This is a genomic window from Actinotalea subterranea, from assembly GCF_008364845.1.
Lineage (GTDB): Bacteria > Actinomycetota > Actinomycetes > Actinomycetales > Cellulomonadaceae > Actinotalea > Actinotalea subterranea.
Genome location: NZ_VTTP01000002.1, coordinates 71,300 through 84,771, shown reverse-complemented (window position 1 = coordinate 84,771; position 13,472 = coordinate 71,300). Strand labels below are relative to the sequence as shown.

The following is a 13,472-nucleotide window of genomic DNA, read 5'->3' as shown; positions in this document are numbered from 1 at the left end:
TCCATGAGGTCGGACCGTCCCCTCGGCAGCGTCCCCGGCTCACCCGGGGCCATGACCGGCGCCGGCGGGGCCGCCCCGCGGCCCGGCACGACCGCCGGGGCCACGCGGGACACGGGTTCGGTCGTCGTGCTCGTCGTCGAGGACGAGCCCGCCATCGCCGCCGCCGTGGCGCACCGCATGCGCGCCGAGGGCTGGCGCGTCGAGATCGCGCCCGACGGGCACACGGGCGTGTCCATGGCGTCGCAGCTCGCCCCCGACGTCGTCGTGCTCGACGTGATGCTGCCCGGCATCGACGGGCTCGAGGTGTGCCGACGCATCCAGGTCGAGCGACCCGTCCCCGTGATCATGCTCACCGCACGCGACGACGAGACGGACATGCTCGTGGGCCTCGGCGTCGGTGCCGACGACTACATGACGAAGCCGTTCTCGATGCGTGAGCTCGTCGCGCGGACGAAGGCGCTCCTGCGGCGCGTCGAGCGTTCGGCCCAGCTCGCCGAGCAGGCACCGGCCGAGCCCGCCATCGTCGCCGGTGACGTGGTGATCGACCGGGCGCAGCGTCGCGTCTCGCGCGCGGGCAGCCCCGTGCACCTGACGCCCACCGAGTTCGACCTCCTCGTGACCCTGGCGCAGAGCCCGCGCACCGTGCTGACCCGCGAACGGCTGCTCGCGGAGGTGTGGGACTGGGTCGACGCGAGCGGCACCCGCACGGTCGACTCCCACGTCAAGGCGCTGCGCCGCAAGCTCGGGCCGGACCTCGTGCGGACCGTCCACGGCGTCGGCTACGCGTTCGAGCCGTCGGACCAGTGACGGCGCCCGCTCCCCGCCACGCGGGACGCGGGCGGCTCCCGGACGTCCGTCCGCTCGACCGGTTCTCGTCGATCAAGATCAAGCTCGGCGTCCTCGTGACGGCGACCGTGACGCTCGCGGCGTTCATCACCTGGGTCGGCCTGTACAACCACCTCGGCCCGACCCGCACGCTCCCCCTGGCCGTCGTGGTGTCCGTCATCGGCGTGCAGGTGCTGGCACGGGGCATGACGTCGCCGCTGCGCGAGATGACGGCGGCCGCGCGCGCCATGGCGTCGGGCGACTACTCCCAGCGCGTGCGCGCGAGCAGCCGCGACGAGGTCGGCCAGCTCGCGACTGCGTTCAACACGATGGCCGAGGACCTCGAGCAGGCCGACCTGCTGCGCCGCGAGATGGTCGCGAACGTCTCGCACGAGCTGCGCACGCCCGTGACCGCCCTGCGGGCACAGCTCGAGAACATGGTCGACGGCGTGAGCGAGCCCGACCCCGCTGCGCTCGAGGCCGCCCTCGCGCAGACCGAGCGTCTCGGCCGCCTCGTGGCCTACCTGCTGGACCTCTCCCGCATCGAGGCCGGGGCCGTCGGACTGGACATCACGGACGTGCGGCTCGAGGACTTCCTGCGCGAGGCCGCAGCGGCCGCGGAGCCGCTCACCGTCGACAAGGACCTCCGGGTCGTGGTGCAGGTCCAGCCGGCGGACCTCACCCTGCCCGCGGACGAGGAGCGGCTGCACCAGGTCGTCGCGAACCTGCTGCACAACGCGATCCGGCACTCCCCCGCCGGCGGGACGGTGCGTCTGGAGGCCCGCCGTGCCGGCGCGGCCGTGGTCGTCGACGTCGTCGACCAGGGACCAGGGATCCCGGCGGCGGACCGCACGCGCGTCTTCGAACGGTTCACGCGCGGCAACGCGCCCGCGCAGACGGGCCAGCAGAGCACGGGCGGCACCGGGCTGGGCCTGGCGATCGTCCGGTGGGCCGTCCAGCTCCACGGCGGCACGGTGCGGGTCGCCGACTCGACGAGCGGCTGCGTCATGCGCGTGACGCTTCCCGTCGATCGTCCGCGACGGTTCCCGCCGACCGTTAGCGTGGCACCGTGAGCCCGCGCAGCCTCCACGACCCCTCGCCCGACGGCACCGTCGTCGTCGACCACCTCTCCAAGTCGTTCGGCGTCGTCCGGGCGGTGGACGACCTGTCGTTCACGGTCCGGCCGGGTCGCGTGACCGGCTTCCTGGGGCCCAACGGCGCGGGGAAGACGACGACGCTGCGCATGCTCCTCGGCCTCGTCCGGCCCTCCGGGGGCTCGGCCACGATCGGCGGCCGGCACTACCACGAGCTCGACCACCCAGCCCGCGTCGTCGGCGCCGCGCTCGAGGCCGCGAGCTTCCACCCGGGCCGCACGGCACGCGACCACCTGCGCGTCTACGCACCGCAGGTGGGCGTCCCCGACACGCGGTGCGACGAGGTCCTGGCGCTCGTGGGCCTCGCCGACGTCGCCGGCCGCAGGGTCGGCGGGTTCTCCCTCGGGATGCGCCAGCGACTCGGCCTCGCCGCCACGCTCCTGGGCGACCCGCGCGTCCTGGTGCTCGACGAGCCCGCCAACGGCCTCGACCCCGAGGGCATCGCGTGGCTCAGGGCGTTCCTGCGCCACCTGGCGGGCGAGGGACGGACCGTCCTGGTGTCGAGCCACGTGCTCTCCGAGGTCCAGCAGACGGTCGACGACGTCGTGATCATCGCCCACGGCAGGCTCGTGCACGCATCGCCGCTCGCCGACCTCGCTCGCCTCACGACGCGCACCGTGCGGGTCTCGTCGCCCGACGTCGACGGGCTCGCGCGTCTGGTCGCGGAACGCTGGCCCACGCTCGTCGTCCCCGCCGAGGGCGAACGGCCCGGGTCGGTGACCCTGCAGGACGTCGACGCCGCCCAGGTGGGTGCCGCCGCCTTCGCCGCACGCCTCGAGGTGCACGAGCTCGCGGTGCGCGAGGTCGGCCTCGAGGACGTGTTCCTGCGGCTCACGGGAGGCGGCACCGCGGGGCCCGCGGGCCCCGCGGGGGACGGCGGCCACGTCGCCGCGCACCGCTCGGCGGCACCACCCGGACCGACACCTCCCGCTGACACAGGTGAACCCGGTGAACCGGGACGGCACGCGCAGCCCGGAGGTGCCGCATGAGGGCAGCCCTGACGACCGAGTTCCGCAAGCTCGTGACCACACGCCTGTGGTGGGGCCTGCTCCTGTGCATGGCCGTGTACATGGCGTTCCTCGGCGCCGGGATGGCCTTCTTCTTCACGGTCGACGGTGCGGACGCGGCCTTCACGGGCATGAACGGAGAGCCCACGGGCGCAACCCTCGACGCGACAGCCATCGCGATGACCGTGTACACGCTCGCGCCGGCGCTCGGCTACGTGTTCCCCGTCGTGGTCGGTGCCCTGGCGGTCACCGGCGAGTTCCGGCACATGACCGTCACGCCCACGTTCCTCGCCGAGCCGCGGCGCAGCGTGGTGCTCGGCGCCAAGCTCCTCGCGAGCCTCCCGCTCGGGCTGGTCTTCGGCCTCGTCGGGACGCTCTTCACGGTGCTCCCGGGCGCGGCCGTGCTCGCGCTGCGCGACCAGGCGACGGCCCTCGGGGACCTCGAGACGTGGCGCACGATCGGGCTGTCCGTCCTCGTCCTCGCGGTGTGGGCGATGGTCGGCGTCGGCTTCGGCACCGTGCTGACCCACCAGGTCGCGGCGATCGTGACGCTCCTGGCCTTCACGCAGTTCGTCGAGCCGATCGCGCGCATGCTCCTCGGGTCGTCCGAGGTGACGGCCGGGCTGAGCAAGTGGCTGCCGGGCGCGGCCGGGGAGTCCGTGACCGGGGCGAGCCTCTACAGCTCCACCGGCGTGGCCGAGCTGCTCCCGTGGTGGCAGGGCCTCCTCGTCCTCGTCGGCTACGGGCTCGTGATGGCGGCCGTGGGCCGCGTCACGACCCTTCGACGCGACATCACGTGAGGCCGCTCGGGACGTCGCCCGGACCCGCGCTTGGGGATCTTGGGGGACTTTCGGCCCACCGTTTGCGTCGCCGTGACCGCACCTCGACCGCCGCGTGGCCGACCGGGCGTTCATGGCCCGCCACCTGCGCGTTCAGGCGCCGCGGGGGCCTTGCGTGGCCTAGGGTGGACACACCAAGCAGACCCTGACAACGGTCCAAAGTCCGTGGTGGAAGTGGGCGATCCCGGCGTGTCCCAGAAGGCAGAACCCGATGCTGTGCGTGCTGCGTTCGGTGCGAACGAGTGGCTCGTGGACGAGCTCTACGAGCAATACCTGACCGACAAGGACGCGGTCGACCCGGCGTGGTGGGACTTCTTCGAGGACTACCGCCCACGGAACGAGAAGGCCCAGGGCACCGGCGCCCAGGCCGGCCGGTCCGCCGCGGACGAGCAGGAGCCGACGACAGCCGGCGACGCACCCGCCGCACCGCCGCGGCCGTCCGCCGACGCAGCACCCGCCCGGCCCGCGGCCGGTGCCGACGGCGCCCCGGGGACGCCCCATGCCGCCCCGCCGACCGGGGCGGCGGCCGCGCCGAGCAGCACGAGCGCACCGGGCACCGCGAGCGCCCAGGCGACGCCGCAGCCCGCCCCGCGCGCGCCGGAGGACCGTCCGGCGCCGGACGCCCAGGCTCAGCGCTCCCCCGCGCAGGCCACGCCCCGCACGCCGCGCGAGCCCGACGCCGACGCGACCATCACCGCGCCGATCGCCGCCGCCACACCGGCGACGGCGCCGTACGCCGAGGTGCCGTCCGCGCGCCTCAAGGCGAGGCGGACCGCCGCCGAGCCGACGGTCGAGCGCCTGCGCGGGCCCGCCGCGCGCGTCGTGGCCAACATGGAGAGCAGCCTCGAGGTCCCGACCGCGACGTCGGTGCGCGCGGTCCCGGCGAAGCTGATGGTCGACAACCGCATCGTCATCAACAACCACCTCGCGCGCAGCCGGGGCGGCAAGGTCTCCTTCACGCACCTCATCGGCTTCGCCGTCGTCGAGGCGCTCGCCGACATGCCGGCCATGAACGCGAGCTACACGCTCGTCGACGGCAAGCCGGCCATCATGCAGCCCGCGGCCGTGAACTTCGGCCTCGCGATCGACCTGGCGAAGCCCGACGGCACGCGCCAGCTCCTCGTCCCGAGCATCAAGGGCTCGGACACGATGGACTTCGGTCAGTTCGTCGCCGCGTACGAGGACCTCGTCCGGCGCGCGCGGGCCAACAAGCTCACCGTCGAGGACTTCGCGGGGACCACGATCTCGCTCACCAACCCGGGGACCCTCGGCACGGTGCACTCCGTCCCGCGGCTCATGGCCGGCCAGGGCACGATCGTCGGCGTCGGCGCCATGGACTACCCGGCCGAGTTCCAGGGCGCCTCCGACGAGCAGCTCGCCCGCCTCGGCGTCTCGAAGGTCCTCACGCTCACCTCGACGTACGACCACCGGATCATCCAGGGTGCGCAGTCCGGTGACTTCCTGCGCATCGTCGGCGCCAAGCTCCTCGGCGAGGGCGGCTTCTACGAGCGCGTCTTCACCGCGCTGCGCGTGCCCTACGAGCCCGTCCGCTGGGTCCGCGACAACACCGTCGACCAGGACACCGAGCTCGCCAAGCCCGCGCGCATCGCCGAGCTCATCCACGCGTACCGCTCGCGCGGGCACCTCATGGCGGAGACGGACCCGCTCGCCTACCGCCAGCGCAAGCACCCGGACCTGGACATCCAGAGCCACGGCCTGACCCTGTGGGACCTCGACCGCGTCTTCCCGACGGCGGGCTTCACGGGCAAGCCGAAGGCCACGCTGCGGGAGATCCTCGGGCTGCTGCGCGACTCGTACTGCCGCACCGTCGGCGTCGAGTACATGCACCTGCAGGACCCGCGTCAGCGCCGCTGGCTCCAGGAGCGTCTCGAGTCGGGCTACGCCCGCACGCCGCGCGAGGACCAGCTGCGCATCCTGCGCCGCCTCAACGCGGCGGAGGCCTTCGAGACCTTCCTCCAGACCAAGTTCGTCGGGCAGAAGCGCTTCTCGCTCGAGGGTGGCGAGTCGCTCATCCCGCTCCTGGACGCCGTCCTGTCCCGGGCCGCCGAGAACGGTCTCGACGAGGTCTGCATCGGCATGTCGCACCGCGGGCGGCTCAACGTGCTCGCGAACCTCGCGGGCAAGAGCTACGGCCAGATCTTCGCGGAGTTCGAGGGCAACCAGGACCCCAAGAGCGTCCAGGGCTCGGGTGACGTCAAGTACCACCTCGGCACCGAGGGCACGTTCACGGCGGAGTCGGGCGCGTCCACGCAGGTGTACCTGGCCGCGAACCCGTCGCACCTCGAGGCCGTCGACCCGGTGCTCGAGGGCATCGTGCGGGCCAAGCAGGACCGCATCGACCTCGGCGGCGACGGCTTCTCCGTGCTGCCGATCCTCATCCACGGCGACGCCGCGTTCGCCGGCCAGGGCGTGGTCGTCGAGACGCTCAACCTCGCGCAGCTGCGCGGGTACCGCACCGGCGGCACCGTGCACGTCATCGTGAACAACCAGGTGGGCTTCACGACGGGGCCGTCCTCGTCCCGCTCGACGTACTACTGCACCGACGTCGCCAAGGGCCTCCAGGTCCCGATCTTCCACGTCAACGGGGACGACCCCGAGGCGTGCGTGCGCGTCGCCGAGCTAGCGTTCGAGTTCCGCGAGCAGTTCGACCGTGACGTGATCATCGACATGATCTGCTACCGCCGCCGCGGTCACAACGAGGGCGACGACCCCTCGATGACGCAGCCGCTCATGTACAACCTCATCGAGGCCAAGCGGTCGGCGCGCAAGCTCTACACCGAGGCGCTCGTGAGCCGCGGGGACATCACCGTCGACGAGGCGTCGCAGGTGCTCCAGGACTACCAGAGCCGGCTCGAGCACGTGTTCACGGAGACGCGCGAGGGTGGCTACACGCCGCCCGCGTCGGCCGAGCCGATCGCGGGCCTGGAGAAGCCCGAGTCCCAGCTCGAGGACGCCGGCATCATGGTCGGCTGGAAGACCGCGGTCGACCCCGAGGTGCTGCACCGCATCGGCCGGGCGCACGTGCGCCCCCCGGCCGGCTTCACCGTCCACCCCAAGCTCGAGGCGCTCCAGGCCAAGCGTGAGCTGATGTCCCGCGAGGGCGGCATCGACTGGGGCTTCGGCGAGATCCTGGCCTTCGGGTCCCTGCTCGTCGAGGGCACGCCCGTGCGCCTCGCCGGGCAGGACTCGCGCCGCGGGACCTTCGTGCAGCGCCACGCCGTGCTCCACGACCGCGAGACCGGGGCCGAGTGGACCCCGCTCGTGTACCTCTCGAGCGACCAGGCGAAGTTCTGGGTGTACGACTCCTCGCTCTCCGAGTACGCCGCGATGGGCTTCGAGTACGGCTACTCGGTCGAGCGTCCGGACGCTCTCGTGCTGTGGGAGGCGCAGTTCGGGGACTTCGCGAACGGCGCCCAGACGATCGTCGACGAGTTCATCTCCTCGGCCGAGCAGAAGTGGGGGCAGCGCTCCTCCGTCGTGCTGCTCCTCCCGCACGGGTTCGAGGGCCAGGGACCCGACCACTCCTCGGCCCGCATCGAGCGGTTCCTCCAGCTGTGCGCGGAGGACAACATGACCGTCGCGGCACCGAGCACGCCGGCCTCCTACTTCCACCTCCTGCGTCGCCAGGCGTACGACCGCCCGCGGCGGCCGCTCGTGGTGGCCACGCCCAAGTCGATGCTGCGCCTCAAGGCCGCGTCGTCGCCCGTGGAGGACTTCACGACGGGCACGTTCCGCCCGGTCATCGGCGACCCGGACGTGGGTCCCGGTGGGGTCGACCGTGTGCTCCTGTGCTCGGGGAAGGTCTACTACGACCTGCTCGCGCACCGCACCAAGACCGGCGACACCCGGACGGCCATCGTGCGCCTCGAGCAGCTCTACCCGCTCGACCCGCAGGGCGTGGCCGACGCCGTCGCCCCGTTCGGTGACGCCGAGCTGGTCTGGGTCCAGGAGGAGCCGGCCAACCAGGGCGCGTGGACGTTCATCACGGTGCAGCTCGCGCCCGAGCTGGGGCGCCCGGTGCGACGTGTCTCACGCGCCGCGTCCGCCTCGCCGGCGGCGGGCTCGTCCAAGAAGCACGCGAGCGAGCAGGTCGCCCTCGTCGAGGAGGCGTTCGCGCGCTGACCCGCCGCCGCCCGGCCCCAGGCTCCTCGACGTCCGCCCGGGACGCCGAGGAGCGGGACCGGGTGGTCCGTCGCGCACCCGGTGTGGGTCAGGAGAGCGCGGCGGCCGAGGTCGCGGGGGCGGCGAACGCCCTGCGGTAGGCGAGCGGGCTCGTCCCGATCGACCGCGCGAAGTGGTGGCGCAGGCCGGCGGCGCCGCCGAAGCCCGCGCGTCGACCGACCTCCTCGATCGGCAGGTCGGTGCCCTCGAGCAGCTCCTGGGCGCGCAGCAGCCGCTGACGCGCCGTCCACCCCGCGGGCGTCGTGCCCGTCTCCGCGCGGAAGCGCCGCGCGAACGTGCGCTCCGACATCCGCGCTCGCCGTGCGAGCGACGGCACGGTGATCTCCTCCTCGAGGTGCTCCACGATCCACGTGAGCACGGGAGCCAGCTCGCCGTCACCGCACGGGATGGGTGTGTCGATGTACTGCGCCTGCCCGCCGTCTCGGTGCGGCGGGACGACCATGCGGCGTGCGATGGCCGCCGCAGCCGCGGCGCCCAGCTCGCGCCGCACGAGGTGCAGGCCCGCGTCGATGCCCGCGGCGGTGCCTGCGCTGGTCACGACACGGCGGTCCTCGGCGTAGAGCACGGCCGGGTCGACCTCGGCGAGCGGGAACTGCTCGGCCAGGCGGTCGGTGTACATCCAGTGCGTGGTGCAGCGGCGACCGTCGAGGAGGCCCGCGCGGCCCAGCGCGAAGGCACCGCTGCACACGCTCATGACCCACGCCCCGCGCGCCTCGGCGTCGCGCACGGCCTGGAGCACGACGTCGGGCACGTCCCTGTCGTCGCCGTAGGCGGGCACCACCACGAGGTCGGCGTCGTCGGCCCGGCTCAGGTCCTGCTCGACGAGGATCGACAGGCCTGTCTTGGCGGGGACGAGGCCCGGGCTCGGCGTGCAGACCGAGAAGTCGAAGGCGGGGCCCCCCGTGTCGCTCCGGTCGATGCCGAAGATCTCGCAGACGACGCCGAGCTCGAACGGCGCCACACCCGGCAGGACGATCGCGGTCACGGAACGCAGCATCCACGCATCGTGGCACGACGGTGGCAGGAAGTCGACGAACATCGACGGACGCGCCACTCGTGGCAGATCCTCGGCGAGAGAAGACTCTCTGCCATGAGCCTCGTCGTGATCCTGCTCCTGGTCTCCGTGGCCGCCGTCACCCTCGGCGTCGCCCTGGTCCGCACCGTGCGCGGCGACGGGTACGGGCGTCGACCGCCACCCGCGTCCCACCCGGCCTGGTACGAGACGGGCGACGCCGCGTACGGGCCGAGGGGCGCTGCGCGCCTGCCCTGACCCCCGTACGACGCCGCGTGGCCCCCGGAGCAGCCGCCCGGCGACCAGGGCGCGCATCCCCCGGCACGCTCCGTCAGCGCGTCCTCCCCTGCCTCACGGTCCGGGTCCACCAGACTGGCACGCAGACGTCATCGACCTGCGGGAGGACCTGGTGGACCGCGCACAGCGCATCTGTGTGATCGGCGACGAGCTCGTCGCCGGCACGGGCGACCCGAAGGGGCTCGGCTGGGTGGGGCGCGTCACGGCGCGCACGCCCCTCGAGCCGTCGCCCTACGTGATGACGCTCGCGGTGCCCCAGGAGACCACCACGGCGCTCTCGGGCCGCTGGGAGGCCGAGACCGCGATCCGGTTCGGCCCGCCGCCGCCCGACGGCAGCCACCACCTCGTCATCGGGCTCGGCCACGCCGACCTCGCCGCGGGCGTCTCCCTCGCACGCAGCAGGCTCAACCTCGCCAACATCCTCGACGTGGCGGAGTCCCGCCGCCTGAGCACCTTCGTCGTCGGCCCGCCGCCCACCGCGCACGGGGAGCCCGACCGCCAGGCCGAGCTCTCGGCCGCGTTCGCCGACGTCGCCGGCCGACGCCGGGTGCCCTACGTCGAGACGTACGCGCCGCTCGCGCAGCACGACCAGTGGCTCGCGGACCTCGCGAGCGGTGACGGCCAGACGCCCGGTCAGGCCGGCTACGGGCTCATGGCGTGGCTCGTGCTCCACACCGGCTGGCACCGGTGGCTGGGCCTGCCCGAGGACGCGGTCTAGCTCCCCGCCCACGCGCGCCCGGCTCGCACCGGGCCGCGCGCGACGTCAGGACGCCGCGCCGTCAGTGCACGATGCCGGCGGCCCGGAGCTCGACCGTCAGGTCCTGCGGGTTGCTGGCCACGAGGCAGCCGTCCTCGTAGGTGATGACGCCGTCGCGCACCAGCGTGAAGATGTGCTGGTCGAAGGTCTGCATCTTGTAGTACTCGCCCTCGCGGATCAGGTCCTCGATGGGCGGTGCGTTGAACGGGTCGACGATCGCCTCGGCGGTGCGGCCCGTGTTGACCATGACCTCGATGACCGCGACCCGGCCCGAGGCGTCCGCGCGCCGGGACAGGCGCTGCGAGACGACGCCGCGCAGCGCCTGGGCGAGCGCTCCGCGGATCTGCTTCTGCTCGTGCGGCGGGAAGAAGTCGACGATGCGGTTGATCGTCTCCTGCGCGTCGATCGTGTGGAGCGTCGACAGGACGAGGTGGCCCGTCTCGGCCGCGGACAGCGCCGCACGCACGGTCTCGACGTCACGCATCTCGCCGACGAGGATCACGTCGGGGTCCTGGCGCATCGCCGCACGCAGCGCGACCGTGAAGTCCGCCGTGTCGAACCGCACCTCGCGCTGGGAGACGATCGCCTTCTTGTCCTTGTGCAGCACCTCGATGGGGTCCTCGATCGTGACGATGTTGACCTCCTTGTACGTGTTGACGAGGTCGACCATCGACGCGAGCGTCGTCGTCTTGCCCGAGCCCGTCGGGCCCGTCACCAGCACGAGGCCGCGCGGCTCGAGCGCGAGCTCCCCGACGATCTCCGGGAGCCCGAGCTCCTCGAGCGTCTGCGCGCCCATCGAGACCCGACGGAACACGAGGCCGAGCGTCCCGCGCGCCTGGTAGGCGTTGACCCGGAACCGGCCGACGCCGCTGAGCGAGAAGGCGAAGTCCGCCTCGTGCGTCCGCTCGAACTCGTCGCGGGTCTCCGCGGGCAGGACCTCGGCGACCATGTTGATGGTGTCGGCGGGGGTCAGGTCGGGCACCTGGAGCCGGCGCAGACGGCCGTCGACGCGCACGCGCGGCGCGGAGCCGACCTTGCAGTGCAGGTCGGAGCCGTTGGCGCTCACGAGGGCGTGCAGGAGGGGGATGACGGACTGTGCGCTCACCTCTGGTCCATCGGGCGTCCGGGGTCCGGACTTGAACGGCGCGGGCCCCCGAGTACGGCGCACCGCGCACGGTCGCCGGTGTGGGACCATGGACGCCGCCGTCCGTCCATTCGGTCGGTCTGTCAGAGCAAGGAGCCAGCCATGAGCAAGCGCGGTCGCAAGCGCCGCTCCCGCAAGGGCAGCGCCGCCAACCACGGCAACCGTCCCAACGCCTGAGCCGCCGACGGCGGGCCCCTGGTTCACCAGGGACGCCCGCCGTCCGGCTCGGTCCGGCTCGGCTCTGAGAACCGAGGTCCGCGACCCGGGCCGGGCGGTCAGCCCAGCTCTACCTGGGTGCGCAGGATCGTCAGCTGCTGACGGATCCGCACGTGCAGCTCGGCGGGCGCGGCGTCCAAGCAGGACCTGCGCACGAGCTTCTTGAGGTGGTCCTCGACGTCGTACTCCGCGAGGCACGGCTCGCAGTCGGCGAGGTGCTGGCGGATCCGGTCGCCCTCGAGCTCGTCGACCTCCGCGTCGAGGAACTCGAACAGGCGCGAGAGGGCCTCGGTGCAGTCGACGGCATGGTCGTGCGGCGCGTGGCCGTGCGGGGCCGTGGTCCCGGCGTCGTCCGTGTGATCGGCGCTCACGCGTCCTCCCCTTCCCCCGTGGACGACCCGGCCGGCACGGGCGGGGCAGCAGGTACGAGCCCTCGTTCGCGCGCGTAGTCGGTGAGCAGCTCCCGGAGCTGACGGCGGCCACGGTGCAGGCGCGACATCACGGTGCCGATCGGGGTGCCCATGATCTCGGCGATCTCCTTGTAGGCGAACCCCTCGACGTCGGCCAGGTACACCGCGATGCGGAACTCCTCGCCGATCGACTGCAGGGCCGCCTTGACGTCCGAGTCCGGCAGGTTGTCCAGCGCCTCGGCCTCGGCCGAGCGCAGCCCCGTCGACGTGTGGGAGGCCGCCCGCGCGATCTGCCAGTCCTCGATCTCGTCGGCACCGGACTGCAGCGGCTCGCGCTGCTTCTTCCGGTACGTGTTGATGAAGGTGTTGGTCAGGATCCGGTACAGCCACGCCTTGAGGTTGGTCCCCGGCCGGTACTGGTGGAACGCGGCGAACGCCTTGGCGATCGTCTCCTGGACGAGGTCCTCGGCGTCGGACGGGTTGCGCGTCATCCGCAGGGCGGCCGAGTACAGCTGGTCGACGTAGACCAGCGCCTCCTGCTCGAACCGGGCGGCCCGGGCGCCGGAGTCCTCCGCCTCGGGGGCCCGGTGGGTCTCCTCGCTCATCAACCACGAGCCTACTGGCTGCACGGCCGAGGGCGGCCACCCGGTCGCCAGGTCGCGCGCCACGGACGGTCGCTCCAGGACGGTCGAGGTCATGTGGGTGAGAACACGCGCGGCCGCCGACCGATTCCCCGCACGCCCGACGAGATGGCGCGGAGACCGGCGGGGCAGGCCGCAGCCCGTGCCGCACGCCCGCGGACGCGTTAGCGTGCGGAGCAGGTACGGCCCGCGCGCAGCCACCATGAGGAGACAACGATGCTCGTCCGTCGGATCGCCCGACCGCTGTTCGCCGCCTGGTTCATCACCGAGGGGCTCGACGCCGTGCGCACCCCGGCGCCGCACGTCGCGCGGGCCGAGGCGTCATGGCAGGCGCTGGGGACGAAGGTCGACCTCCCGGCACCGCCCGGGAGCGCCGACCTGCGCCGCCTCGTGCGGCTGCACGGCGCCCTCATGCTCTGCTCCGGCCTCATGCTCGCGACCGGCCGGGCACCGCGGACCGCGGCCCTGTCGCTCGCCGCGCTGACGGTGCCGCTCGCCGTCGTGAACCAGCCGTTCGGCGCGTCCGCGCGCCTCGTCGCGACGGCCTCGGACGCTGCCGCGCCGGAACGCGGGCGCTTCGCACGTCCCGTCGGCGCGACGGGCGGGGTCTCCGGGGCCTCCGTGCGGGCGGGCGGTGCGGACCGGGCCGCCCTGCGGGAGCGCTTCTGGCGGAACCTCTCGATGATCGGAGGCGCCCTCGCCGTTGCCGCCGACCGCGAGGGCCGGCCGAGCATGGGCTGGCGCATCGGGCACGCTCGCGTCGACCACGCGGCGGCGCGCGAGGCCCGGCTCGCGGTCGCGGAGGCCGCCCGGCAGACCCGTGCGGCCGTGCGAGAGGCCCGTCGCGCCGCGTCCTGAGGCCGCTCGTGGCGGCACCCGCCCCACGCGCTGCGCGGGCGCTCGGTCCGGGCCTGCCGTCCGGGCGCCGGGCCGGCCGTCCGGGCGGACCGAGCCGCGGCGCCACCGG

General features: G+C 73.5%; 13 protein-coding genes. 9 read left to right on the top strand and 4 right to left on the bottom strand.

Annotated elements, in window-relative coordinates:
* Window positions 1-51: 51 nt before the first annotated feature.
* The 5 genes from FZ988_RS03435 (at window position 52) to FZ988_RS03415 (ending at window position 7,968) form a co-directional block, all read left to right on the top strand.
* On the top strand, window positions 52-807 hold the full coding sequence (locus tag FZ988_RS03435) for a response regulator transcription factor (RefSeq protein ID WP_149203056.1): 756 nt from the start codon (window positions 52-54) through the stop codon (window positions 805-807).
* Entirely contained in the window at window positions 804-1,898 is a 1,095-nt protein-coding gene (locus FZ988_RS03430; RefSeq protein WP_149202624.1) for a HAMP domain-containing sensor histidine kinase, read from the top strand. Before FZ988_RS03435 ends, FZ988_RS03430 begins: the two co-directional genes overlap by 4 nt.
* The gene (locus FZ988_RS03425; protein ID WP_149202623.1) at window positions 1,895-2,968 is read left to right on the top strand and encodes an ABC transporter ATP-binding protein; all 1,074 of its coding nucleotides are present in this window, start codon (window positions 1,895-1,897) and stop codon (window positions 2,966-2,968) included. The genes FZ988_RS03430 and FZ988_RS03425 overlap by 4 nt, the downstream gene beginning before the upstream one ends.
* Window positions 2,965-3,786, top strand: a complete 822-nt coding sequence (locus tag FZ988_RS03420; RefSeq protein WP_149202622.1) for an ABC transporter permease — start codon at window positions 2,965-2,967, stop codon at window positions 3,784-3,786. The genes FZ988_RS03425 and FZ988_RS03420 overlap by 4 nt, the downstream gene beginning before the upstream one ends.
* 228 nt (window positions 3,787-4,014) lie before the next feature.
* Window positions 4,015-7,968: a multifunctional oxoglutarate decarboxylase/oxoglutarate dehydrogenase thiamine pyrophosphate-binding subunit/dihydrolipoyllysine-residue succinyltransferase subunit gene (locus FZ988_RS03415; protein ID WP_246169177.1), complete on the top strand. Its 3,954-nt coding sequence runs from the start codon at window positions 4,015-4,017 to the stop codon at window positions 7,966-7,968.
* A gap of 88 nt (window positions 7,969-8,056) precedes the next feature.
* On the opposite strand, the gene FZ988_RS03410 is transcribed toward FZ988_RS03415, so the two are convergent.
* Window positions 8,057-9,025, bottom strand: a complete 969-nt coding sequence (locus FZ988_RS03410; protein WP_149202620.1) for a GlxA family transcriptional regulator — start codon at window positions 9,023-9,025, stop codon at window positions 8,057-8,059.
* A 93-nt stretch (window positions 9,026-9,118) separates the two neighbouring features.
* On the opposite strand from FZ988_RS03410, the gene FZ988_RS03405 reads away from it, so the two are divergent.
* Both FZ988_RS03405 and FZ988_RS03400 read left to right on the top strand, forming a co-directional pair.
* Window positions 9,119-9,298 carry a hypothetical protein gene (locus tag FZ988_RS03405; protein ID WP_149202619.1) on the top strand — a complete coding sequence of 60 codons (180 nt, stop codon included), beginning with the start codon at window positions 9,119-9,121 and terminating at the stop codon, window positions 9,296-9,298.
* Between the two features lie 148 nt (window positions 9,299-9,446).
* Complete coding sequence (locus FZ988_RS03400) at window positions 9,447-10,055, top strand: GDSL-type esterase/lipase family protein (RefSeq protein ID WP_149202618.1); 609 nt, start codon at window positions 9,447-9,449, stop codon at window positions 10,053-10,055.
* Window positions 10,056-10,116: 61 nt separating this feature from the next.
* Here FZ988_RS03400 and FZ988_RS03395 read toward each other — a convergent pair whose 3' ends face one another.
* A complete protein-coding gene (locus FZ988_RS03395) occupies window positions 10,117-11,199 on the bottom strand; it encodes a type IV pilus twitching motility protein PilT (RefSeq protein WP_246169176.1) in 1,083 nt (360 codons plus the stop codon).
* Between the two features lie 141 nt (window positions 11,200-11,340).
* Here FZ988_RS03395 and FZ988_RS19225 point away from each other — a divergent pair, with 141 nt between their 5' ends.
* Window positions 11,341-11,415 (top strand): 50S ribosomal protein bL37, encoded by a 75-nt coding sequence (locus FZ988_RS19225; RefSeq protein ID WP_155859599.1) that lies wholly within the window; start codon window positions 11,341-11,343, stop codon window positions 11,413-11,415.
* Between the two features lie 98 nt (window positions 11,416-11,513).
* On the opposite strand, the gene rsrA is transcribed toward FZ988_RS19225, so the two are convergent.
* Together rsrA and FZ988_RS03385 are read right to left on the bottom strand one after the other, a co-directional pair.
* Entirely contained in the window at window positions 11,514-11,825 is a 312-nt protein-coding gene (rsrA, locus tag FZ988_RS03390; RefSeq protein WP_149202616.1) for a mycothiol system anti-sigma-R factor, read from the bottom strand.
* Window positions 11,822-12,562, bottom strand: a complete 741-nt coding sequence (locus tag FZ988_RS03385; protein WP_281287147.1) for a sigma-70 family RNA polymerase sigma factor — start codon at window positions 12,560-12,562, stop codon at window positions 11,822-11,824. Before FZ988_RS03385 ends, rsrA begins: the two co-directional genes overlap by 4 nt.
* Window positions 12,563-12,721: 159 nt before the next feature.
* Here FZ988_RS03385 and FZ988_RS03380 point away from each other — a divergent pair, with 159 nt between their 5' ends.
* Window positions 12,722-13,363 (top strand): DoxX family membrane protein, encoded by a 642-nt coding sequence (locus tag FZ988_RS03380; protein ID WP_149202614.1) that lies wholly within the window; start codon window positions 12,722-12,724, stop codon window positions 13,361-13,363.
* Window positions 13,364-13,472 lie beyond the last annotated feature (109 nt).

Excerpts from the sequence above, each read along its gene's own strand:
- FZ988_RS03435 (WP_149203056.1), top strand. The coding sequence starts at position 52 with ATGACCGGCGCCGGCGGGGCCGCCCCGCGGCCCGGCACGACCGCCGGG.
- FZ988_RS03420 (WP_149202622.1), top strand. The coding sequence starts at position 2,965 with ATGAGGGCAGCCCTGACGACCGAGTTCCGCAAGCTCGTGACCACACGC.
- FZ988_RS03410 (WP_149202620.1), bottom strand. The coding sequence starts at position 9,025 with ATGCTGCGTTCCGTGACCGCGATCGTCCTGCCGGGTGTGGCGCCGTTC.
- FZ988_RS03405 (WP_149202619.1), top strand. The coding sequence starts at position 9,119 with ATGAGCCTCGTCGTGATCCTGCTCCTGGTCTCCGTGGCCGCCGTCACC.
- FZ988_RS03385 (WP_281287147.1), bottom strand. The coding sequence starts at position 12,562 with ATGACCTCGACCGTCCTGGAGCGACCGTCCGTGGCGCGCGACCTGGCG.
- FZ988_RS03380 (WP_149202614.1), top strand. The coding sequence starts at position 12,722 with ATGCTCGTCCGTCGGATCGCCCGACCGCTGTTCGCCGCCTGGTTCATC.